This is a genomic window from Rugamonas rubra, assembly GCF_900114705.1.
GTDB lineage: Bacteria > Pseudomonadota > Gammaproteobacteria > Burkholderiales > Burkholderiaceae_D > Rugamonas > Rugamonas rubra.
Genome location: NZ_FOTW01000019.1, coordinates 95,783 through 115,913 on the forward strand (window position 1 = coordinate 95,783; position 20,131 = coordinate 115,913).

Here is a 20,131-nt window from a genome sequence, read left to right on the forward strand (position 1 = left end):
CGGCGGGCTCATAGAACGTCTCTTTACAATTGTTCACAACTGTCCGCGAGGCATCAACATCAAGACATTGGCGGGGCCGGGCTCCTCCGGGGCGTTGCCATTTCCGGCAAGGAAAAGCTCTTGTGCGAGCGTCAAGCCGGGTCTGTTTTTGCAAAATGCAATTCGCCGAGCTGACAATTATGCCACCGTTTTGGCATTTGAAAACAGCGCTTTGTTGCCACTTTGTTGCCAAATCCACGCAGCAGACGCCGCACCCTTGCGCTTTGTCGCCATGCAACTTGATAGTGTTGCGCAACAGTTGCGTCCGGCAAGTTTGGCCCGCCAGCGCGGCGCGGAATAGTTGTATTGTTGATAGCGGGCTGTTGTTGTCCAGCCATCGCTGCCCCCGGTGTTGCGCAGCCAACGTGGTTCCTTCCAAAGAGGTGATAGAGATGAACAGTACGGCAAGCTACGACGTCAGCCAGATCGACCGCTGGCAAAAAAACCGCCAAAAGGCCTTCAAGGCGATCCCCGCGACGGGCAAGACCATCAAGTACCTGGGCAAGGAGTTCCTGGTCTACCCGAACACCTTCTGGCCGTTCACCGACAGCCAGCCGCTGGTGCGCACGCTGAAGGTCAAGCCGGGCGAGAGCACGCTCGACGTCGGCACCGGCTCCGGCGTGATCGCCGTGTTCTCCTGCTACGCCGGGGCGGCCAAGGTGACGGCGGTCGACATCAACCCGGCCGCGCTGAAGAGCGCCAAGCACAACGCCCGCCTGCACGGCTTCGACAAGATCATGCGCGTCAAGCGCTCCAACCTGTTCGACCAGCTGCAGGGCGAGACCTTCGACGTGATCACCGCCAACCTGCCGTTCCGCGACAAGGCGGCGCCCGACGTGGTGGCGCGCTCGCAGTGGGACACCGACTTCCAGACCAACACCCGCTTTTTCCAGCAGGTCGGCGCCCACCTCAAGCCGGGCGGACGGATCTACTTCGCCCACTCCAATTTCGGCGCCGTCAAGCAGATCCGCCAGCTGGCCAAGGAGAACGGCTTCTCGGTGCGGGCGATGGGCAGCGCCAGCGCCGACAAGGCCGCGACGAAGACCTTCTTCGTCTTCCTGATCAAGCCGCTGCGCCGGGACCTGGACGCATGAACCAGGTGCTGGCGGCGGTCAACCGGCTGCGCCAGGTGGAACCGGTGGCCTGGCGCGCCGAGGTGCGCGAGGTGGCGGTGATCCTGACCAGCTCGCGCTCGGGCTCGACCCTGCTCAAGAGCGTGCTGGCCGAGCATCCGCGCATCGCCTCGCTCGACGGCGAGATCGAACCCTACCTGGTGTTGAGCGAGAACGGCTTCGGCCACGGCGCCGACAGCGACGCGCTGGCCGAGTTGCGCAACCCGGAGCGGCTGGCCGACCACGTCTTCGACGACCTCAGCCTGCCCGGCGCCGAGCCGGCGCCGCCGGACTGGCTGCGGCGCCGCTGGGCCAACCGGCTGCTGTTGCAGTTCCCCGCCTACTTCGCCGACAGCCTGCGCCACCGCCGCATGCAGGACGCGCTGGAGCAGGCCCTGGCGCAGGCCGGGCCGTGGCCGGCCGACCCCGACGGCGCGCTGCGCCAGGCGCTGGTCCTGCAGGCGGTGTTCGCCCAGGCGCCGTGGCGGCGCCGCTACTACGACGGCCACGCCGGCAGCGTCGGCACGCAGTATTTCGACGAGCCGTACAAGATCGAGGAGCCGCCCTTCGTGCTGCCGCGCCACGGCCGCCGACCGTTCGCGCTGGCCGACGCGGCCGACAAGGTGCTGCTGTTCAAGGCGCCGTCCGACGCCTACCGCATCGGCATGTACGAGCAGCTGTTCCCGCGCGCGCGGGTGCGCTATGTGCACCTGAGCCGGGGCTACGCGCAGTCGGTCAACGGCCTGATGGACGGCTGGCTGTCGCCGCTGGGCTTTTTCTCGCACGACATGGCGCGCGCCGGCGTGGTGCTCGACATCGCCGGCTACTCCGACCAGCGCCCGTTCGGCCGGCGCTGGTGGAAGTTCGACCTGCCGCCGGGCTGGCGCGCGCTGCGCGGCGCGCCGCTCGAGCAGGTCTGCCTGCGCCAGTGGCTGGCGGCGCACCAGGCCATCCTGGCCGGCGGCGTGGCGACGCTGCGGGTGCGCTTCGAGGACTTCATGGCCGCGCCGGGCGCCGCGCTGGCGCGCATCACCGACTTCCTCGGCCTGGAGGCGATGGCGCTGCCGGCGCGCCTGCCGGTCAGCATGGCCACCGAGGCGCCGGCGCCGGAACGCTGGCGCAAGCGCGAGCAGGTCTTGTTGGCGCTGGGCCAAAGGGCCGAGGTGGCGGCCACCATGGCGGCGCTGGGCTACGGCATGGACGCGGGGGAGTGGCGATGAACAACCGTTTGTTGGTGCCCTATCTGATGGGCCAGCGGCGCGACGGCCTGGGCCGCCTGTGCGCGCTCGACCGCCATCCCTGGGACGTGCTGGCGGTGCCCGGCTGCGACGACACGCTGCTCACCGACAGCAACGAGAAGATGCGCCGCATGGGCCGCATCTACGCCGGCCTGGCCGACAGCGCCTGCCGGGTGCGGCGCGCCGGCCGGGTGCCGGTCAGCGTCGCCGGCGACTGCGTCTCGACGCTGGGCATGCTGGGCGGGCTGCAGCAGGCCGGCTGCCCGCCCGACCGCATCCTTTGGCTCGACGCGCACGGCGACTTCCACACCTGGGAGACCACCCAGACCCAGTACCTGGGCGGCATGCCGCTGGCCATGCTGGTGGGCCGGCGCGACCGCCGCCAGCGCGAGCGCGACGCCATCGGCGCGCTGCGCGCCGCCATCGGCGTGCAGCCCTACCGCGAGCAGCAGGTGGTGCTGAGCGACGCGCGCGACCTCGACCCGGGCGAGACCGAGGCGATCCGCGCCTCCGGCATCGTCTGCTGCGACATCGACCAGGTGCTCGACCAACTGCGCCCGGAGCAGAGCCTGTATCTGCACTTCGACACCGACGTGATCGACGCGCCCGAGGCGATGCCGGCGTTGAAGTACCACGTCAAGCACGGCCCCGGCCCGGCCGACATCGGCGCCTTGTTCCGCGCCCTGCGCGGCTTTCCGCTGCTGGCCGTGTCGGTCTCGGCCTGGCACGAGGAGCAGGACCTGGACAACCGCGCCGCGCTGGCCTGCCTGGAGCTGCTGGAGGAACTGGCGCCCGACGGAGTGAACCGCATTTGAACCGTTATTTGCCGTTTATTAGGCCGGATCGACGGATTGAACCGGACGCTTGCCGCTATAATCGGCAGCATTCGGTTCACTATCGGTTCATCATGACACAGACAACGCTCTCCCCAAGCACCCCGCCGCGCTCGACCGAGGCCGAGGCCGGCGCCTACCGCAGCGGCGTGGCGGCCCGCCTGGCCGGCCTGCCGGTGGAGACGCTGCGCGTGTGGGAGCGCCGCTACGGCGTCTCCGAACCGGCCCGCTCGGCGCACGGCCAGCGCCTGTACTCCGGCGCCCAGGTGCGCCGCCTGGCGCTGGTCAAGCAGCTGGTCGACCAGGGCCACCCGATCCGCGCGCTGGCGCGCCTGCCGCTGCAGCAGTTGCAGCAGCTGAGCGAACCGCTGGCGGCGCCGGCCCAGGCGCGCAGCATCCGCTTGGCGCTGGTCGGCGCGCCGCTGGCGCGGCGTCTGGCCGCCAGCGGCGCCGACGGCCTGGCGCTGCAACTGCTGCGCAGCTGCGCCAGCCTGGACGACGCCGCCGAGGCCATGCGCGGCCTGGCGCCCGACGTGCTGCTGATCGAGGCGGCCGAACTGGTCGACGCCGCGCTGCCGTTGATCGCGGCGGTGCGCCTGTCGGCCGGCGCCAGCGCGGTGGTGGTGCTGTACCGCTTCTGCTCCAGCGCCACCATCCGCCAACTGCGCGCCCTGGGCTGCCTGGTGGCGCGCACGCCGGCCGACCTGCCTGAGATCGTCATGCTGTGCCAGGCCGCGCTGGGCGCGCAGGCGCCGGCCGCGCGCGCGGCAAATGCCAACACCGCCGCCAACGCCGCCGCCATGGCCGCGCCGGTCGAGCCGGCGCCGCTGCCGGCGCCGCCGCCGCGCCAGCTGGACGACCAGGCGCTGGCCGCCATCGTCGGCGCCGTCAACAGCGTCAGCTGCGAGTGCCCGCGCCATCTGGCCGAGATCCTGCTGACGGTGGGCAGCTTCGAGCGCTACAGCGCGCAGTGCGCCGCGCGCGACCCGGCCGACGCCCGCTTGCACCAGGAGCTGAACCTGGCCGCCGGCCAGGCGCGCGCGCTGCTCGAGGCGGCCATGCAGCGCCTGGCCCGCGCCGAGGGGCTGCCGCTGCCGGCCGGCCTGTAGTCCGACGCCGCCCGCCGCCCGCCAGCGTCGTCGGACGGCGCCGAGCCCGACCACCACCAGACAGGAACCAGCATGTTTGAAAAACCCCACTTCGCCGTCGTCGGCGCCGGCCTGGCCGGACTCTCCTGCGCCACCGCGCTGCAACAGGGCGGCCTCGCCGCCACCGTGTTCGACAAGAGCCGTGGGCCGGCCGGCCGCATGAGTACGCGGCGCGGCGAGGGCTGGCAGTGCGACCACGGCGCCCAGTATTTCACCGCGCGCGATCCGGCCTTCCGCGCCGAGGTGGCGCGCTGGCAGCAGGCCGGCGCGGCGGCGTTGTGGACGCCGCGCCTGCAGGTGCTGGGCGGCGCCATGGCACGGCCGTCCGGCGCGGCCGGCGAGGGCGGCGCGGCCGGCCGGGACGGCCCGCTCGAACGCTTCGTCGGCACGCCGCGCATGACCGCGCCGGCCACCCTGCTGGCCGCCGGCCTGCGCCTGCATTGCGGCATGGCGGTCGACGCCATCGAGCGCGAGGGCGGCCGCTGGCACCTGTCGGTGGCCGGCGCGCGCACCTGCGCCGACGGCTACGACGGCGTGCTGCTGGCCGTGCCGGCGCCGCAGGCCGCGCCGCTGCTGGCGGCGGTTGCGCCCGAGCTGGCCGCGCTGGCCGCCGCCGCCGAGATGCTGCCCGGCTGGGCGCTGATGCTGCGCTACGACGCGCCGCAGCAGATGCCCTTCGACGCCGCCTTCGTCAACCAGGGGCCGCTGCGCTGGATCGCCCGCGACAGCAGCAAGCCGGGCCGCCACGGCGCCGAGAGCTGGCTGCTGCACGCCAGCGAGGAGTGGAGCGCGCAGCACCTTGAGCTGGACGAGGAGGTGGCGGCCGAGCTGCTGCTGGCCGAGTTCGCGCGGCTGGGCGGCGCCGCGCCGGCGGCCTGGAGCGCGCACCGCTGGCGCTACGCCCGCACGCTGGCGGCGCAGGACGCCGGCTGCGTCTGGCTCGCCGACGCCGCGCTGGGCCTGTGCGGCGACTGGCTGCACGGCGGCAAGGTCGAGGGCGCCTGGCTGAGCGGGCAGGCGCTGGCCGCGCGGGTGTTGGCGGCGCGCTAGCCGGCCGGCCCCGGCGGGCGCGGGCGGCGGCCCGGCTTGGCGGCCGAACCTGGCGCCGCACTCGCGCCCGGGCCACCGGCGCGGCCTGCTGAAAAAGCTATGCGGTTTTTCCACAGCACTGCCGAAGTTGGTATCATGTCCGGCTGCCGGCGCCGTGCCGGATTAATCACACAACGTCGGAGATAAACCAATGACATTACGTTTGCTGCTGTCCGGAGCCGCCATGCTGGCCGCCGTCGCGGGCGCCCACGCCGCCGCGCCGGGCGCGCCCCGTGGCTTCACGGTCGAGGATATGGTCAACATGGAGCGCGTCGGCAGTCCCCTGCTGTCGCCGGACGCCAGCAAGCTGGTCTACACGGTGCGCAGCACCGACCTGGCCAAGAACGGCAGCAACACCCAGCTGTGGTTGCTCGACCTGCGCGCCGCCAAGCCGGTGCCGCAGCGCCTGACCCAGGCCGCCGCCAGCAGCACCGACCCCGAATGGTCGCCCAACGGCGACGCCATCTACTTCCTGTCGGCGCGCTCCGGCTCGTCGCAGGTGTGGCGCCTGCCGCTGGCCGGCGGCGAGGCCGCCAAGGTCACCGACCTGCCGCTCGACGTCGACAACTTCCGCCTGTCGCCGCAGGGCGACCGCCTGGCGCTGAGCCTGGCCGTGTTCCGCGACTGCCCCGACCTGGGCTGCACCAAGGCGCGGCTGGACGCGCGCGCCGCCAAGGGCAAGACCAGCGGCGTGGTCTACGACCGCCTGTTCGTGCGCCACTGGGACAGCTGGGCCGACGGCCGCAACGCGGTGCTGTACTCGGCGCCGATCGACGCCAGCGGCAAGGTGACGGCGCCGCCGGTCAGCCTGAGCGGCATGCTCGACGGCGACGTGCCGTCCAAGCCCTTCGGCGACCACGACGAGTACCGCTTCAGCCCGGACGGCGCCAACATCGTCTTCGCCGCCCGCATCGCCGGCCAGAGCGAGGCCTGGTCGACCAACTTCGACGTCTACCAGGTGCCGGCCGCCGGCGGCGCGCCGCGCAACCTGACGGCCGACAACCCGGCCTGGGACAGCAAGCCGACCTATTCGCCGGACGGCCGCACGCTGGCCTGGCTGGCCATGGCCCGTCCCGGCTTCGAGGCCGACCGCTTCGAGCTGGTGCTGATGGATGTGGCCAGCGGCAAGCGCCGCAAGCTGGCGCCGCAATGGGACCGCTCGGTCGCCGACTTCCGCTGGACGCCGGACGGCAAAACCATCCTGGCCACCGCCGACGACGTCGGCCAGCACCGCCTGTTCGCGCTCGACGCCGCCAGCGGCAAGGTGACGCCGGTCAGCGGCAAGGGCTATGTCAGCGCCTTCGACGTGCAGCGCGACACCGTCGTGCTGGCGCAGGCCAACCTGGCCTCGGCCGCCCAGCTGTTCAAGCTCAAGCTCGGCGGCGACACCGAACACGCCACCCAGCTGACCAAGTTGAACGAGGCCGCGCTGGCCGACGTGCGCTTCGGCCAGTACGAGCAGTTCTCCTTCACCGGCGCCGACGGCGCCACCGTCTACGGCCACGTCATGAAGCCGTGGAACGCCGCGCCCGGCGCCAAGTACCCGATCGCCTTCCTGGTGCACGGCGGCCCGCAGGGCAGCTTCGGCAATTCCTGGAGCTACCGCTGGAATCCGCAGGTCTACGCCGGCGCCGGCTACGCCACCGTGTTCATCGACTTCCACGGTTCGACCGGCTACGGCCAGGCCTTCACCGACTCGATCAGCGGCGACTGGGGCGGCAAGCCGCTGCAGGACCTCAAGCTGGGCCTGGACGCGGCGGTGAAGAAGTTCCCTTGGCTGGACCGCGAACGCAGCTGCGCGCTGGGCGCCTCCTACGGCGGCTACATGATGAACTGGATCGAGGGCAACTGGTCCGACGGCTTCCGCTGCATCGTCAACCACGACGGCGTGTTCGACACCCGTGGCATGGCCTACTCGACCGAGGAGATCTGGTTCACCGAGTGGGAAAACGGCGGCAGCTACTACAACGTGCCGCAGAAGCACGAGCAGTTCAACCCGGTCCACCACGTCAAGAACTGGAAGACGCCGATGCTGGTGGTGCAGGGCGACCTGGACTTCCGCATCCCCACCACGCAGGGCCTGGGCACCTTCACCGCGCTGCAGCGCCAGGGCATCCCGAGCAAGCTGTTGATGTTCCCGGACGAGAACCACTGGGTGCTCAAGCCGGCCAACTCGGTGCTCTGGCACCACACCGTCATCGACTGGCTCGACACCTACACCAAGGCCAAGCCGTAAGCGCGGCGCATTGAGCGCGGGGCGGCGGGGCCGTCCGGCCGCGCCGCCTCCGCGCCATGCCCGCCACGCCCGCCGTTTGTCGGCGGGCGTTTTCACGTCCGCCGCGGCAACCCACACCACCACAGGAACACCACATGAACACATTCACTCCACGCCTGAGCGCCATCGCCTGCGCCGCCTGGATCGCCAGCGGCGCCGGCCAAGCCTGGGCGCAAGGCCCCGCCACCGCCACCCTGGCCGCCACCGCCACCACCACCGCCACGCCGGCGGCGCGCGCCGACAACCGCTACCTGGCCCAGGTCGACGCCGAGGCGCGCGCCGCGCGCCTGTCCAAGGTCGACTACGCGCTGCAGTTCACGCTGAGCGGCAAGGAGAGCTTCGCCGGCAGCAGCACCGTCGGCTTCGACCTGAGCGACGCCAGCGCGCCGCTGACGCTGGACCTCGACCAGGCCAGCATCACCAGCCTGCTGGTCAACGGCAAGGCCGTCGCGCCGCAGTACAACGGCTCCTTCATCACGCTGGCGCCGCAGGACCTGCGCCTGGGCCGCAACAGCGTGGTGGTGGTCTATGAACGTCGCCACAGCAGCAACGGCGAGGGCCTGCACCGCATGGTCGACCCGGCCGACGGCCGCGTCTACACCTACTCGCACTTCGAGCCGGCCGCCGCGCACCAGATGTTCGCCCTGTTCGACCAGCCCGACCTGAAGGCCAGCTACCAGCTCAGCGTGACCGCGCCGGCCGACTGGCAGGTGGTGTCGGCGATGCCCGAGCGCGCCGTCGCGGCGGTGGCGGGCGGCAAGCGCTGGGACTTCCCGGCCACGCCGCGCCTGTCGGCCTACAATTTCTCGCTGCACGCCGGCCCGTACAAGGTGTGGGAGGACCGCAGCGGCAAGTATCCATTGCGCCTGATGGCGCGCCAGTCGGTGGCCGGCCAGGTGGCGCCGGCCGACTGGTTCAAGTACACCCAGGGCGGCCTGGCCTTCTTCGAAAAATACTTCGGCCTGCCTTACCCGTTCGAGAAGTACGACCAGCTGCTGGTGCCCGACTTCCTCTACGGCGCGATGGAGAACGCCGGCGCCATCACCTTCGCCGAAAAGCGCTTCCTGTTCAAGGAGAGCATGACGGCGGCGCAGAAACAGAGCCTGGCCAGCGTGATCCTGCACGAGATGGCGCACCAGTGGTTCGGCGACCTGGTGACCATGAAGTGGTGGAACGGCCTGTGGCTCAACGAGAGCTTCGCCGCCTTCATGGCGACGCTGGCCACCGCCGAGTCGACCGAGTTCACCAACGCCTGGCAGTCGTTCTACTCGGGCGGCAAGCAGGCCGCCTACATCCAGGACCAGCAGGTGACCACCCACGCCATCGAGACGCCGGTGCCGTCGACCGCCAACGCCTTCGACAACATCGACGCCATCACCTACTCGAAGGGCGCCTCGACGCTGAAGCAGCTGCGCCACCTGCTCGGCACGGAGGTGTTCCGCCAGGGCGTGCACAACTACCTGGCCAAGTACAGCTGGCAGAACGCCAAGCTGGACGACTTCATCGGCAGCCTGGGCCAGGCCGCCGGCCGCGACCTGTCCGGTTGGACGCGGGACTGGTTGTACCAGGCCGGCGTCAACACGGTGACGGCGCAGTACCGCTGCGCCGGCGGCAAGGTCAGCGAGTTCGCGCTGCGCCAGGACGGCGCCAGCGCGGCCCTGCCGACCCTGCGCGAGCAGCGCGTGCAGATCGGCCTGTTCGGCCTGGAGAAGGGCCGGGGCAAGGGCAAGGGCGGCGGCCAGCTGGTGTTGCAGCGCCAGCAGGCCGTGACCTACAGCGGCGCGCTGACGCCGGTGCCGGAATTGAAGGGCGAGGACTGTCCCGACCTGGTCTACCCGAACTACGAGGACTGGGGCTACGTGCAGGTGCGCCTGGACGAGCGCTCCTTCCGCACCGCGCAAACCAGCCTGGGCAAGGTGGCCGACCCGCTGCTGCGCGCCATGCTGTGGCAGAGCCTGTGGGACGGCGTGCGCGCCGGCCAGCTGCCGCTGGCCGCCTACCTGCGCGCCGTGCGCGACAACGCGCCGGCCGAGCGCGACTACACGCTGCTGGGCGACATCGCCGGCAAGACGCGCCAGGCCAAGGCCTACGTCGACCTGATCGCGCCGGGTAGCGCCTGGCAGCGCGAGACCGGCGTGGCGCTCGAGCGCATGGCGCTGGCCGCCGCCCGCGCCGCCAAGGGCGACGACAACTTCCAGCGCCGCTGGTTCGGCCTCTACCTGGACGTCGCCAGCAGCCCGGCCGCGCTGGCCCAGCTGGCCGGCGTGCTCGACGGTAAGGACGTGCCGGCCGGCCTGCTGGTCGGCCAGGACCTGCGCTGGGACATCGTGGCGCGCCTGAACCGCTACGCCGCCGCCGGCAGCGCCGCGCTGGTCGACGCCGAGCTGGCGCGCGACCCGTCCGACGCCGGCCAGGCCGCCGCGCTGGCGGCCCGCGTCGGCCGGCCCGACGCCAAGGCCAAGGCCGAGTGGCTGGCGCAGATCGTCGATCTCGACAGCAAGCTGCCGTTCTCGCGCCGCCGCGTGGCGATGGAGAACCTGTACCCGGCCGAGCAGGGCGCGCTGGGCGAGGAAACGGCGCAGCAGCGCCTGGCGCTGCTGGCCAGCAAGGACCAGGCCGCCGGCCCGATCTTCATGCGCAGCTACGGCAGCCATTTGATCCCGGCCAACTGCACGCCGGCCAGCGTGGCGCGGCTGGAGCAGGCCGTCGCGGCGGCGCCGGCGCTGTCGGCCGGCAGCCGCCGCGCGCTGCTGGTGGCGCAGCAGGAGGACGCCCGCTGCGTCGCCATCCAGCGCGCCATGAAGCTGCCGCCGCGCTAAGCGGCAAGCCGGCGCGGCAAGCCGGCGCGGCAAGCCGGCGCGGCAAGCCGGCGCGGCAAGCCGGGGGACGCAGGCGGACGCGGGCGGCCGCGCCCGCCTTCAAATCATGAGCTCAAACGAAAAGGGCCGCACGGTGTACCGTGCGGCCCTTTTCTTGTGCAAGCTTTTGTGCGAGCTGGCGGCCGGCGTGCTGCCCGGCCGCCGAACCGCTTACTGCTTCGGCGCGTTGGCTTCCTTGCCCGAATTCAGCTGGGCCGTTGCCGGCAGCGAAGCCGGATCGGTGTCGACGCTGATCAAGGTGCTGGCAGTCTTGTCGCCGGACACCTGGTAGGCGATGGCGCCCAGGTAGCGGCCGCCGGCCGGCAGGTTGGACCAGCTCACCACCACCGAGCCGGTGCCGCCGAGAACGGCGCGGCTAGGCACCAGGGCGCGCAGATTGCCACCCGTGTCGCCAGGCTGCACGATCCAGGACGACAGCGCGTAGGTCGAGGTGTTCGGCACGGCCGGCGCGTAGCTGACCACGCAAACCTTGTAGTTGCCTGCCGCCGGCGCGCTCAGCGTGATCAATTCCTCCGAGCCGCCATTGCCGCTGTAAGCCACTTGCGTGCCTGCGGCGTTGACCATGACCAGATCCAGGTCGTCCTCGCCGCCACCCTGGTAGCCCGAGGTGTCCTGGTTGAACAGGGCGAAGCGGGCCGCCAGCGTGCCGGCCGGAATGGCCATGTTGTGCACCTGGATGCCGGCGCCGCCGCCGGCCGCGCATGCCGCCGAGACGGCGGCCGCATTGCCCTTGTTGGTGCCGGTGACGGTGGCGCTGCTGCGGCTGGCCGCCTTCAGACCGCCCTTGAGCGTGCTGAAGGCGCCGGCGAAGCCGGTGCCGATGGTGAAGGTCTTGTTGCCGGTCGCCAGTTTCGAGCTCAGGATGGACGGCGCCACGACCACGCGGGCGCGCGCCGTGACGGGGCTGCGCACCACATGGCTGCCGTCGGTCCAGGTCAGCGCACCATAGTTCCAGGCGTCCTGGACGGCGCTGGTACGGCGCAGCGTGACGCTGTACTTGGCGCTGGCGCCGGCGCCGATGGTCAGCGTCGACGGCGTGACCACGGCGTCGAAGCCGGGCACGGCGATCGTCGCCGTGTAGGTCGCGCTGGTGGCGCCGACGTTGGTGACGGTGCGTTCCAGCGTGACGTTGCCGAACACGCCGGAGGCGGTCAGCGACGGCAGGTTCAGGTTGTAGGCCGGCAGGCTGGCCAGGGTGGCGCAGGTGACGCCGACCGGGGTCACGCCGGAGCTGCACAGGTAGCGGTTGTAGTCGTTGGTCGAGATGTCGTACACCAGGCCGGGATCGGCGGCGCTCGACGGTTGCGCGAAGCCGGCGCCCTGGCCCCATGGCAGGCCGCCTTGCTGCATGCCGGACAGGGTGTTGACGACGTCGACGCCGGTGGTCATCAAGGCCGAGCGGATCATCGCCGGCGACCAGTCGGGGTGGCGCTGGTGCAGCAGGGCGGCCAGGCCGGCGATGTGCGGGCTCGACATCGAGGTGCCCGTCAGCAGCGACCAGTTCGGCCGGCCGGCGCCGCCGGTGGCGATCATGTCGTCGTGCTCGGCGACCGTGTAGTTCGGCGTGTAGCCGGCCAGGATCGAGGAGCCGGGCGCCGTCAGGTCCGGTTTGAGCACGTTCAGGTCGCCCTTGTTCGGACCGCGCGAGGAGCTGTCGTTCATCGCCGGCGCGGCCACGCTGAGGTCCTTGATGGCCTTCAGATCGTCCAGGCCGCCGCTGGCGCCGACGCCGTTGGCGCCGACGTAGGCACGGATCAGGTCGCCGTCGGCGCGGGTCACGTGCACGGTCGACAGGTCGTGCGACTGGTTGATGATGGTGTTGGCGCCGCCGGCCACGTTGGCGATGACGACGCCGGCCGCGCCGGCCGTCTTGGCGTTGCCGCTCTTGTTGACCAGCACGTTGGCGCCGCGGTCGCAGACCAGCAGCTTGCCGGCCACCTTGGCCGGGTCGAGCAGGGCCGGCACGTTGTCGAGCCCGCCGAAGCAGCGTTGCAGGTTCAGATCGTCGGGCGAGACGCCGGGCAGGCCGGCGTTTTTCGCCAGGATCATCGGCGCGGTCGGCGTGGCCGGATTGCTCGAGGCGCCGACATACTTGGCGCCGTTGCCCAGCGTGACGGTGCCGGCGAACATGCGGTCGTGGGTGGAGTTGCCCACCGTGGTCATCCAGGGGCCGAGGTGGTTGACCTCGTTGGCCGGGCCGCTGTTGCCGGCCGAGGCGGCGACGAACACGCCGGCGTCGACGGCGCCCTTGAAGGCCAGGTCGACCGGGTCGGCGATGCTGGTGCCGGAACCGCTGATCGAGTAGTTCAGCACGTTGACGCCGTCCTTGATGGCCTGCTCGATGGCGGCCACGGAATCGTTGCCGTAGCAGCCGTTGCCGTAGTTCGGCCAGCGCGGGTCGGGGCGGGTGGTGGCCGGATCGTCCTTGGTCCAGCACACCTTGTAGGTGGCGACGCGGGCGCGCGGCGCCATGCCGCTGACGCCGGGAACGGGCACGGTGCCGTTGTCCATGACGGCGACGACGTTGGCGTTGCCGCCGGCGGTGCTGGCGGTGTGGGTGCCGTGGCCGCCGTTGTCGCGCGGCGAGAGGAATTCGGCGGCGTGCAGCTTGAACGAGGGCAGGATGTTGCCGTTGGCGTCGGAGATGCTGCGGCGGAAGGCGCGTGCGCCGACCAGTTTATTGTTGCAATTGGCCGGACCGAAGGCCTGGCCCGATTCGCAACCGCCTTTCCAACTGGCCGGCGGGGCGCCGTACACCAGCGTGCCGGCGGCGTCGTGGGTGGCCACGCCGTTGCTGTCGACACGGTCGGCGAAGGAGGGGTTTTCCGGCCAGACGCCGCCGTCGATGATGCCGATGACGATGTCCTCGCCGGCGCCCGACTTGTTGAGGCCGCCGCTGGTGCCGCCCAGCTGGTCCCACAGGCCGCCGGCCTTGTTCAGACCGATGAAGCCCGGCGTGTAGTTAGTGTCGAGCTGGCGCGGCTGGTCGAGCGTGATGGCGGCGACGGCCGAGTTGGCCATCAGCTTGCGCGCCTCGGCGTCGGTCAGCATGGCCGAGAAGCCGTTGAAGACGAGGTGGTAGTCGTACAGGGTTTCCATTGCCGGCAGCGTCGCGACGACGGCGGCCTGTTCGGCTTCCAGGTGGCTGACGTAGGCTTGCACGCTGGCCGCCGAGACGTCCAGGCGGGTGCCGCTGGCCGGCTTGGTGGCGGCCAGTCCGGCCACGCCGCCGTTGTAGGAGGCGGCCGGTGCGCTGTTCAGTTGCACGATGTAGGGGCGGCGCGTTTCGTCGGCGCCGGCGCTGACGGCCAGGCCGGCGATCAGGGCGGCGACGGCCCATTTGATGGCGGAATGCGTAGGGATGAGGCGGGTCGATTTCATGTGGTCAATTCTCCGTGGTTCGGTCGGTGCTTAGCGTGCTTGGCGGGCGCGGCGGCGGGTGACGGCGCCGATGGCGGCCAGACCCAGGGCCAGCATGGCCCAGCTGCCCGGTTCGGGCACGGCGCTGACGTTGACGTTGTCCAGCGAAAACTGGGCCAGGTTGTCGGTCGGCGCGCAGGCGTTGCCGCTGCCGGTGTAGACGCAGGAGCCGATGGTCAGCGAGTCGAAGGCGGTCTGGGCGAAGACGCCGCTGTTGACGAGGAAGTTGCTGAAGTAGAAACGGTTGTCGGCGTGCTGGCCCGGCAGTTCATAGCTGGTGCTCAGCGCGACGCCATGCGACATGCCGGTCAGCGTGATGCGGCCGAAGGAGACGCCCGGGCTCGATTGCGGCAGGGGCGCGGTGAAGGCGGCGTCGAAGCTGTTGAGCTTGAAGGCCAGGCCGTCGACGCGGGCGAAATTGAGCATGCCGTCGTTGATGGCGAGATAGTAGTGGCTGTTGTTGCCGAGCGGGCAGTCGAGGGCGCAGGTGCCGTCCATTTGCGCCACGCCGACGCCGCCGTCGCCGCCGTAGGGGTCGATCGCCGTCATCTTGTAGCCCGATTCGATAAAGCTCTCGCCGGCGGCCAAGCCGCCGAGCAGGTCGGGCGATTCAAACGCGATGGTGGTCGTGTTGGCGGCTTGGGCCGCTGGCAACGACGCCAACACGGCCAGACCGATCAGCGAGCCGGTCAGAAGCTGTTTGAACTTGGCGGCGCCATTGGCACGAACCCCTTGCTGCGAATACTGGTGCGACGTCATACGATCTCTCCTTGTGATTTGAATGTTCCCGGGCTTGTTGTGGTGTTGTCCCGGTCTGCAGGGGGCGGCGTGGCGGTCGACGTTGGTTGACCGGCATGCCGCCCGCTTCCCGGCGCCGAATGGGCGGCAGGAACACCCAGTCCGCTGCTGACTGGATCTCGGGAAACTATATCGAAATGTCATGGAAATTGTTAGAAGTTTTGATAATATTTAATTCAGAAAACACAATATTACGGCGTGTAATATTTGTTTTCCTCTGGGATAAGGTGATGGATGTGGCATCCCAGCCGGTTTAGTGACTTGTCTCTAGCAAGTCGAAATGTTGAAAAAGTGATGTGAAAATGCGACAACATCGACGCCGGAAAATGGAAAATCCACCCGTGCGGGACGTGGCGGGGCCGGCCGGCGCAGCGGCGCCGTGTTTAAAACGGCGAAATTGAATGGTGTTGTCTTGGCCGACCCTTTGCCGCGCCGTCGCTTGGCGGTGCCGGCGTGCCGCCGGCTTCCAGCAGGGGCTGATTGAAGGCGAAGGTGGTCAAGGCGCTGCCGGCGCAGGGAAGGGAAACGGGCGCGCCGGCGACGCGCCCGCCAAGGGGGCGGCGGGTGGTATGCGGCGGCCTTTGTTGGTGGTGGCGCGGCGGCCTACTTGCTGTCGCGTCCGCCGATGCCGGGCGGGTTCAGCACGCAGCGCCCGGCGCGGCAACTGGCGCCGGGGTCCTGCACCGCCATGCAGTTCGACAGCAGGCCGGCCTGCTCGTCCTCCAGCTTGCTTTGCGCGGCGTGGCGCGCCGCCAGCGCGCGCAGGCGGGCGCCGTCATCGTGCTTGCTCGACCAGGCCAGGTAGCGCGCCGGCCCGCCGCAGGCCTTGCTGCCGATGGCGATGCTGTGGCAGTGCTGCGGGCCGTCGCAGGCGGCGTCCGCCGTCTCGGCCTGGATCTGTTGCCACAGCGCGGCGGCGTTGGGCGCGGCGACGTCCGGCGCCATGGCCGGCGGCGTGCCGGCGCAGGCGGCGCCGGCCAGCGCCAGCAGGGCGGCGCACAGCAGGCGCGGCAGGGAGGGGGGGGCGGCGGTTTTCATGAGCCCATGATGACCCAGTGCCACCGGCTTGGCAAGCGCCCCGCCTTGGCGCGCCGCCGCAGGCGCCGCGTCCGCGGCGTGTGGCAACGGGGTGCGGCGATCCGAGGCGCCGGGGCCGTGTGCCAGTTGACGCCGCCGCACGGCCGGCGTACATTGGAGCGCAGGCCGATCCCGGCAGTGCCCGAGGAGATTGCATGAGTTACCGTCCGCCAGCCAGTCCCGCCACCACCGCCTTCCCCGCCACCACCGCCTTCCCCGCCTTCCCCGCCGCCACCAGCGCCGCCATGGCGGCGCGGCGCGCGCCATGAGCCGGCCGCGCCTGGTGGTCTTCGGCACCAGCAACATCGTCTCCGACCTGTTCGACTGCGCGCTGGCCAACGGCTTCGACATCGGCCGCGTCGTGCTGCACCACGCCGAGCAGGTGGGCGAGCGCGACCGTTCGCTGGCCGAGCGGCTGGCGGCGCTGGCGCCGTTCGGCCAGACGCCGCAGGTCGACCACGTCGACCGCTTCGTGCCCGGCGCCGACGAGCTGTACCTGCTCGGCCCGACCACGCCCACCCGCGCCGAGCTGGCCGCCCTGGTGGCGGCGCGCTGGGCGCTGCCGTTCGCCACGCTGGTCCACCCCAGCGCCTACGTGTCGCCGCTGGCGGCGCTGGCGCCCGGCGTCTTCGTCGGCGCCAACAGCGTGCTCGGCCCCGGCGTGCGGCTGGGCGAGCACGTCTTCGTCAACCGCGGCGTGACGGTCGGCCACGACACCGTGGTCGGCGCCTTTTCGCGCCTGCAGCCGGGCAGCAACCTGGGCGGCCTGTCGACGCTGGGGTGCGGCGTCACCGTGGCGATCGGCGCCACCGTGCTCGAACGCCTGCGCATCGGCGACGGCGCCTTCATCGGCGCCGGCTCGGTGGTCACCGCCGACGTCGCCGCCGACTCGCTGGCGGTAGGCGTGCCGGCCCGCGTCAGGAAGCTGGCGGCGCCGTGAGCGCGGCGCGGCGCAACAGGTAGCGCTGGCGCGCCAGCTCGGCCGCCGCCAGCAGCGCCGGCCCGGCCCGCTCCAGGTCCATCTCCTGCTCGAAGCGCAGGCGCAGCGCGGCGCCGTCGCGCGCGCGCAGCGCGGCGTCGTCCAGGTAGGCGTCGAGGCGGGCGAAGTAGTCGTCCAGGTCGGCCGCCGCCAGCGCGCCGAGCTTGGCGCCGCCGTCGCTGCCGCCCAGCGCCAACACCGGCAGGCCCTGGGCCATCGCCTCGGCCACGCTGAAGCCGCCGCCCATGCGCGGCGGGTTGAGGAACAGCGCGCAGGCGGGCAGGATGTCGGCCACGCCGGCCTGTTGCGGCAGCAGGCGCAGCTGGCCGGCCGGCGCGCCGGCCAGCGCCGCCGGCAGCGCGCCGCTGCCGCCCACCAGCAACCACACCAGGTCGGCGCGGCGCGCCAGCAGCGCCGCCATGCGCGCCGCCCACGGCCCGGCGATCTCCTCGCCCAGCCGCGCCCCCACCGTCACCAGCGCCAACTGGCCCGGCGCCAGCCCCAGCGCCTCGCGCTGGCGCGCCGGCGCCGGCCGGTAGCGCAGGCGGTAGGGATAGTGCAGGCCCCAGGCCGGCGGCAGCGCCGCGCCCCACACGGCGGCGCCGGCACCCTCGCCGCAGTGCTCGGCGGCGGCGCTGAGCCAGACGTCGACCGGCGCCATCGGCGGCGTCGAGTGCAGGCACAGGCCGAGCACGGGGCGCGCCGCGTACAGCGGCGCCAGCAGCGGCGACTGCAGGCCGACGAACAGCACCAGGTCGGGGTCGAAGGGGCCGATCAGGGCCAGCATCGCGCACCAGCGCTGCGGCAGCGAGAAGGTCGGGTCGCTCAAGGAGGCCGACACGCCGGCCGGCAGCGCCGCGCGCAACCAGACCAGGTCGGGCGGCGTGCCGACCAGCTGGCCGGGGTGGCCCAGATAGTGTCCCTGTTCGAGCTGCACCTGGTCCTGCGGCGCGAACAGCTGCACCTGCAGGCCGGCCCGCTGCAGCAGCGCGGCGTGCTCGAGCGCCAGCACGGTGGGGGTGTGGGCGGCGCCGGCCAGGAACGGCGTCACCAGCGCCACCCGGGCGACGCGCTCGACGGCGCGCGACGCCAGCGGCGCGGCCGTCTGCGCGACCAGCTCGCGGCCCATCAAGGCCACCAGCTCGGGCGCGCGGGCCTGGCGCAGGCGGGCGACGAAGCCGGCCCGGTCGATGCCGTCGCGCAGCGCGTCGCCCCACTCGTAGGCGACAAAGGCGTGCAGGCGCTCGACGTCGAGCGGGGTGATCGACAGCGCCAGCGCGGCGGCCCGTTCGATGTGGCCGCGCTCGCCGCTCAGGCGCGCCAGCAGCGTGGCCTGCAGGAAGCCGGCGACGCCGTCGAAGGATTGCCGCGCCAGCAGCGCCAGCAGCGCCTGGCGCGCCGGCGCCGCCGCGCACTGCTCGTAGCGGTGGTACAGCTGTTGCCAGCGGCGGCCGTCGACGGGGCTGGCCAGCACCCTGGCCAGGGCGTCTTGCAGCAATAGTTGGTCGCGGGTCGGGTCGCTCATCGGGTAGGGGGGACGGTTGGCGGACCTCCATGGTAGTCGAGCGCGCGCCGCACGGGTTGGCCGGCGCGATAAAGCAGGCGCCGCTGCGCAGAAAACGACAACGCCAACCGTGGCGGTTGGCGTCGATGCGGAGCGGCCGGGCCGGGCCCGGGCCGGCGCCTGGCTAGGCTTGGCCGGCTTGGCGGCGGCGCGCCAGCGCGCCCACCAGGCCCAGGCCGGCCAGCAGCATGGCGTAGGTGTCGGCCTCCGGCACGGCGCTGACCGTGCCCTGCACGGCGAACGGCAGCTCCACGCTCAGGCCGGAGCCGGTGTCGACGAGCTGCGTGAACGGGTCGCCGTTGCCGGCCTGGGCGGCGTTGCCCTCGCGGCCGTCCGAGGTCGGCGGCTGCCATGGACCCGACACGCCCGAGCCGCTCAGGCTCCAGCGCAGCCAGTAGTGGCCGGCGTCGAGCGTGAAGTCGGCGACGTCGGCGTGGGCGTCGTAGATGCCGCGTTGCTTGTTGTTCAGCGTGGTCTCGGTGACGCGGTAGCCGACCCGTCCGCCGTTGCTCACCGCCGTCACGCCGGAGGCCACCACGCTGCCGCTGTTGACGTCGCCGGAGACGATGCTCCAGGTGGCGTTCTGGAAGGTGAAGCCGGTCGCGCCGGTTTGGTAGCCGTAGAAGTCGAGACTCGACACGTTCCATTTCACGCCGGCGGCGACGCTGAAGTCGTCGGCCACGGCGAGGCCGGCATTGGTGTTGTTGCCGAAGCCGAGGGTGTCGGCGTCCGGCGCCAGCACCGATTTTCCGTTGCCGTCGACGACGGGACCGTTGTTGTACAGTTCAGCTGCCTGGGACAGGCCGCTGGCGGTGAGGGCAGCAAGAAGGACGAGTCGTTTCATTGTTACTCCGGGTCGTGGTGGTTGGGGTGGAACTGTTTCGATACTATTTTAATAATAAAAAAATGTACACAATTTTTAACTAATTAACAATCTTGGTTGCGGCATAACGACACTTCGCGGCCATCTGCGGCCCGCCGCGGCGCGGCAGACGCTGGCCGGCCGGCGATCGGCGGTCTGCGGTGGCGCCATTTTTGCTATGCTAGAGCCTTTCCTCCACCCGGCGCAGCCGCCCGGGCCGGCGGACCCACTACGGAGCAGCACACATGGTTTCCCTACAAGAGCAGTTTTTAAAGGCCGGCCTGGTCGACAAGACCAAGGTCAAGCTGGCCAACCAGGACAAGAGCAAGCAGAAGAAGGTCGAGCGCCGCACCGGCACGCAGAGCGTCGACGAGGTGCGCCTGGCGGCGCAGGAGGTGCAGCGCAAGAACGCCGAGCGGGCGCGCGAGCTCAACGCCCAGCGCGACGCCGCCGCCACGCAAAAGGCCATCATTGCGCAGATCGCCCAGATGGTGCAGCAGAACCGCCAGGGCAAGGGCAACGGCGACATCGCCTACAACTTCACCCACGGCAGCAAGATCGAGCGGATCTACGTCTCGGCCGCCGTGCAAGCCCACCTGGTGGCCGGCCGGCTGGTGATCGTCTGCCTGGCCGGCGTGTTCGAGCTGGTGCCGCGCGTGATCGCCGACAAGATCGCCGAGCGCGACGCTGCGCTGGTGGTGCGCGTCAACAAGGCCAGCGCCGAGGTCGACGCCGACGACCCGTACGCCGCCTTCCAGATCCCCGACGATTTGATGTGGTGATGTGGTGATGTGGTGACGCGGTGGGGCCGCGCGCCG

14 protein-coding genes are annotated in these 20,131 nt (G+C 71.2%); 9 read left to right on the plus strand and 5 right to left on the minus strand.

The window, feature by feature from the left end; all coding sequences use genetic code 11:
• Positions 1 to 431 precede the first annotated feature (431 nt).
• From BM252_RS19760 to pepN, 7 genes are all read left to right on the plus strand, one after another.
• Complete coding sequence (locus BM252_RS19760) at positions 432 to 1,133, plus strand: methyltransferase (RefSeq protein ID WP_093389394.1); 702 nt, start codon at positions 432 to 434, stop codon at positions 1,131 to 1,133.
• Positions 1,130 to 2,371, plus strand: a complete 1,242-nt coding sequence (locus BM252_RS19765; protein WP_093389395.1) for a sulfotransferase family protein — start codon at positions 1,130 to 1,132, stop codon at positions 2,369 to 2,371. The genes BM252_RS19760 and BM252_RS19765 overlap by 4 nt, the downstream gene beginning before the upstream one ends.
• Positions 2,368 to 3,204, plus strand: a complete 837-nt coding sequence (locus BM252_RS19770; RefSeq protein ID WP_093389396.1) for an arginase family protein — start codon at positions 2,368 to 2,370, stop codon at positions 3,202 to 3,204. The genes BM252_RS19765 and BM252_RS19770 overlap by 4 nt, the downstream gene beginning before the upstream one ends.
• A 92-nt stretch (positions 3,205 to 3,296) precedes the next feature.
• Complete coding sequence (locus tag BM252_RS19775) at positions 3,297 to 4,331, plus strand: MerR family transcriptional regulator (protein ID WP_093389397.1); 1,035 nt, start codon at positions 3,297 to 3,299, stop codon at positions 4,329 to 4,331.
• A gap of 72 nt (positions 4,332 to 4,403) precedes the next feature.
• Complete coding sequence (locus BM252_RS19780; RefSeq protein ID WP_093389398.1) at positions 4,404 to 5,420, plus strand: NAD(P)/FAD-dependent oxidoreductase; 1,017 nt, start codon at positions 4,404 to 4,406, stop codon at positions 5,418 to 5,420.
• A 190-nt stretch (positions 5,421 to 5,610) separates the two neighbouring features.
• Positions 5,611 to 7,695 (plus strand): S9 family peptidase, encoded by a 2,085-nt coding sequence (locus BM252_RS19785; RefSeq protein ID WP_093389399.1) that lies wholly within the window; start codon positions 5,611 to 5,613, stop codon positions 7,693 to 7,695.
• A 134-nt stretch (positions 7,696 to 7,829) separates the two neighbouring features.
• Positions 7,830 to 10,553 carry an aminopeptidase N gene (gene pepN, locus BM252_RS19790; RefSeq protein ID WP_093389400.1) on the plus strand — a complete coding sequence of 908 codons (2,724 nt, stop codon included), beginning with the start codon at positions 7,830 to 7,832 and terminating at the stop codon, positions 10,551 to 10,553.
• A 210-nt stretch (positions 10,554 to 10,763) separates the two neighbouring features.
• Here pepN and BM252_RS19795 read toward each other — a convergent pair whose 3' ends face one another.
• From BM252_RS19795 to BM252_RS19805, 3 genes are all read right to left on the minus strand, one after another.
• Entirely contained in the window at positions 10,764 to 13,994 is a 3,231-nt protein-coding gene (locus BM252_RS19795; protein ID WP_093389401.1) for a S8 family serine peptidase, read from the minus strand.
• 30 nt (positions 13,995 to 14,024) lie between these two features.
• Positions 14,025 to 14,792: an NF038120 family PEP-CTERM protein gene (locus BM252_RS19800; protein WP_217429935.1), complete on the minus strand. Its 768-nt coding sequence runs from the start codon at positions 14,790 to 14,792 to the stop codon at positions 14,025 to 14,027.
• Between the two features lie 642 nt (positions 14,793 to 15,434).
• Positions 15,435 to 15,869, minus strand: coding sequence for a hypothetical protein (locus BM252_RS19805; RefSeq protein WP_093389402.1), 435 nt, complete (start codon positions 15,867 to 15,869; stop codon positions 15,435 to 15,437).
• Positions 15,870 to 16,173: 304 nt separating this feature from the next.
• Between BM252_RS19805 and BM252_RS19810 the strand changes: the two genes are divergently transcribed.
• Complete coding sequence (locus tag BM252_RS19810) at positions 16,174 to 16,848, plus strand: acetyltransferase (RefSeq protein ID WP_093389403.1); 675 nt, start codon at positions 16,174 to 16,176, stop codon at positions 16,846 to 16,848.
• Here the strand turns inward: BM252_RS19810 and BM252_RS31440 are convergent.
• Both BM252_RS31440 and BM252_RS19820 read right to left on the minus strand, forming a co-directional pair.
• Entirely contained in the window at positions 16,826 to 18,412 is a 1,587-nt protein-coding gene (locus BM252_RS31440) for a glycosyltransferase family protein (RefSeq protein WP_093389404.1), read from the minus strand. The genes BM252_RS19810 and BM252_RS31440 overlap by 23 nt on opposite strands.
• A 163-nt stretch (positions 18,413 to 18,575) precedes the next feature.
• Complete coding sequence (locus BM252_RS19820) at positions 18,576 to 19,295, minus strand: PEP-CTERM sorting domain-containing protein (protein ID WP_093389405.1); 720 nt, start codon at positions 19,293 to 19,295, stop codon at positions 18,576 to 18,578.
• Positions 19,296 to 19,558: 263 nt separating this feature from the next.
• On the opposite strand from BM252_RS19820, the gene BM252_RS19825 reads away from it, so the two are divergent.
• A complete protein-coding gene (locus BM252_RS19825; RefSeq protein ID WP_093389406.1) occupies positions 19,559 to 20,095 on the plus strand; it encodes a DUF2058 domain-containing protein in 537 nt (178 codons plus the stop codon).
• The last annotated feature ends 36 nt before the right edge of the window (positions 20,096 to 20,131 follow it).

Coding starts and splice junctions, on each gene's coding strand:
- BM252_RS31440 (WP_093389404.1), bottom strand. CDS start 18,412: ATGAGCGACCCGACCCGCGACCAACTATTGCTGCAAGACGCCCTGGCC.
- BM252_RS19780 (WP_093389398.1), top strand. CDS start 4,404: ATGTTTGAAAAACCCCACTTCGCCGTCGTCGGCGCCGGCCTGGCCGGA.
- BM252_RS19800 (WP_217429935.1), bottom strand. CDS start 14,792: ATGACGTCGCACCAGTATTCGCAGCAAGGGGTTCGTGCCAATGGCGCC.
- BM252_RS19805 (WP_093389402.1), bottom strand. CDS start 15,869: ATGAAAACCGCCGCCCCCCCCTCCCTGCCGCGCCTGCTGTGCGCCGCC.
- BM252_RS19825 (WP_093389406.1), top strand. CDS start 19,559: ATGGTTTCCCTACAAGAGCAGTTTTTAAAGGCCGGCCTGGTCGACAAG.
- BM252_RS19795 (WP_093389401.1), bottom strand. CDS start 13,994: ATGAAATCGACCCGCCTCATCCCTACGCATTCCGCCATCAAATGGGCC.
- BM252_RS19765 (WP_093389395.1), top strand. CDS start 1,130: ATGAACCAGGTGCTGGCGGCGGTCAACCGGCTGCGCCAGGTGGAACCG.
- pepN (WP_093389400.1), top strand. CDS start 7,830: ATGAACACATTCACTCCACGCCTGAGCGCCATCGCCTGCGCCGCCTGG.
- BM252_RS19770 (WP_093389396.1), top strand. CDS start 2,368: ATGAACAACCGTTTGTTGGTGCCCTATCTGATGGGCCAGCGGCGCGAC.
- BM252_RS19820 (WP_093389405.1), bottom strand. CDS start 19,295: ATGAAACGACTCGTCCTTCTTGCTGCCCTCACCGCCAGCGGCCTGTCC.
- BM252_RS19775 (WP_093389397.1), top strand. CDS start 3,297: ATGACACAGACAACGCTCTCCCCAAGCACCCCGCCGCGCTCGACCGAG.
- BM252_RS19810 (WP_093389403.1), top strand. CDS start 16,174: ATGAGCCGGCCGCGCCTGGTGGTCTTCGGCACCAGCAACATCGTCTCC.
- BM252_RS19785 (WP_093389399.1), top strand. CDS start 5,611: ATGACATTACGTTTGCTGCTGTCCGGAGCCGCCATGCTGGCCGCCGTC.
- BM252_RS19760 (WP_093389394.1), top strand. CDS start 432: ATGAACAGTACGGCAAGCTACGACGTCAGCCAGATCGACCGCTGGCAA.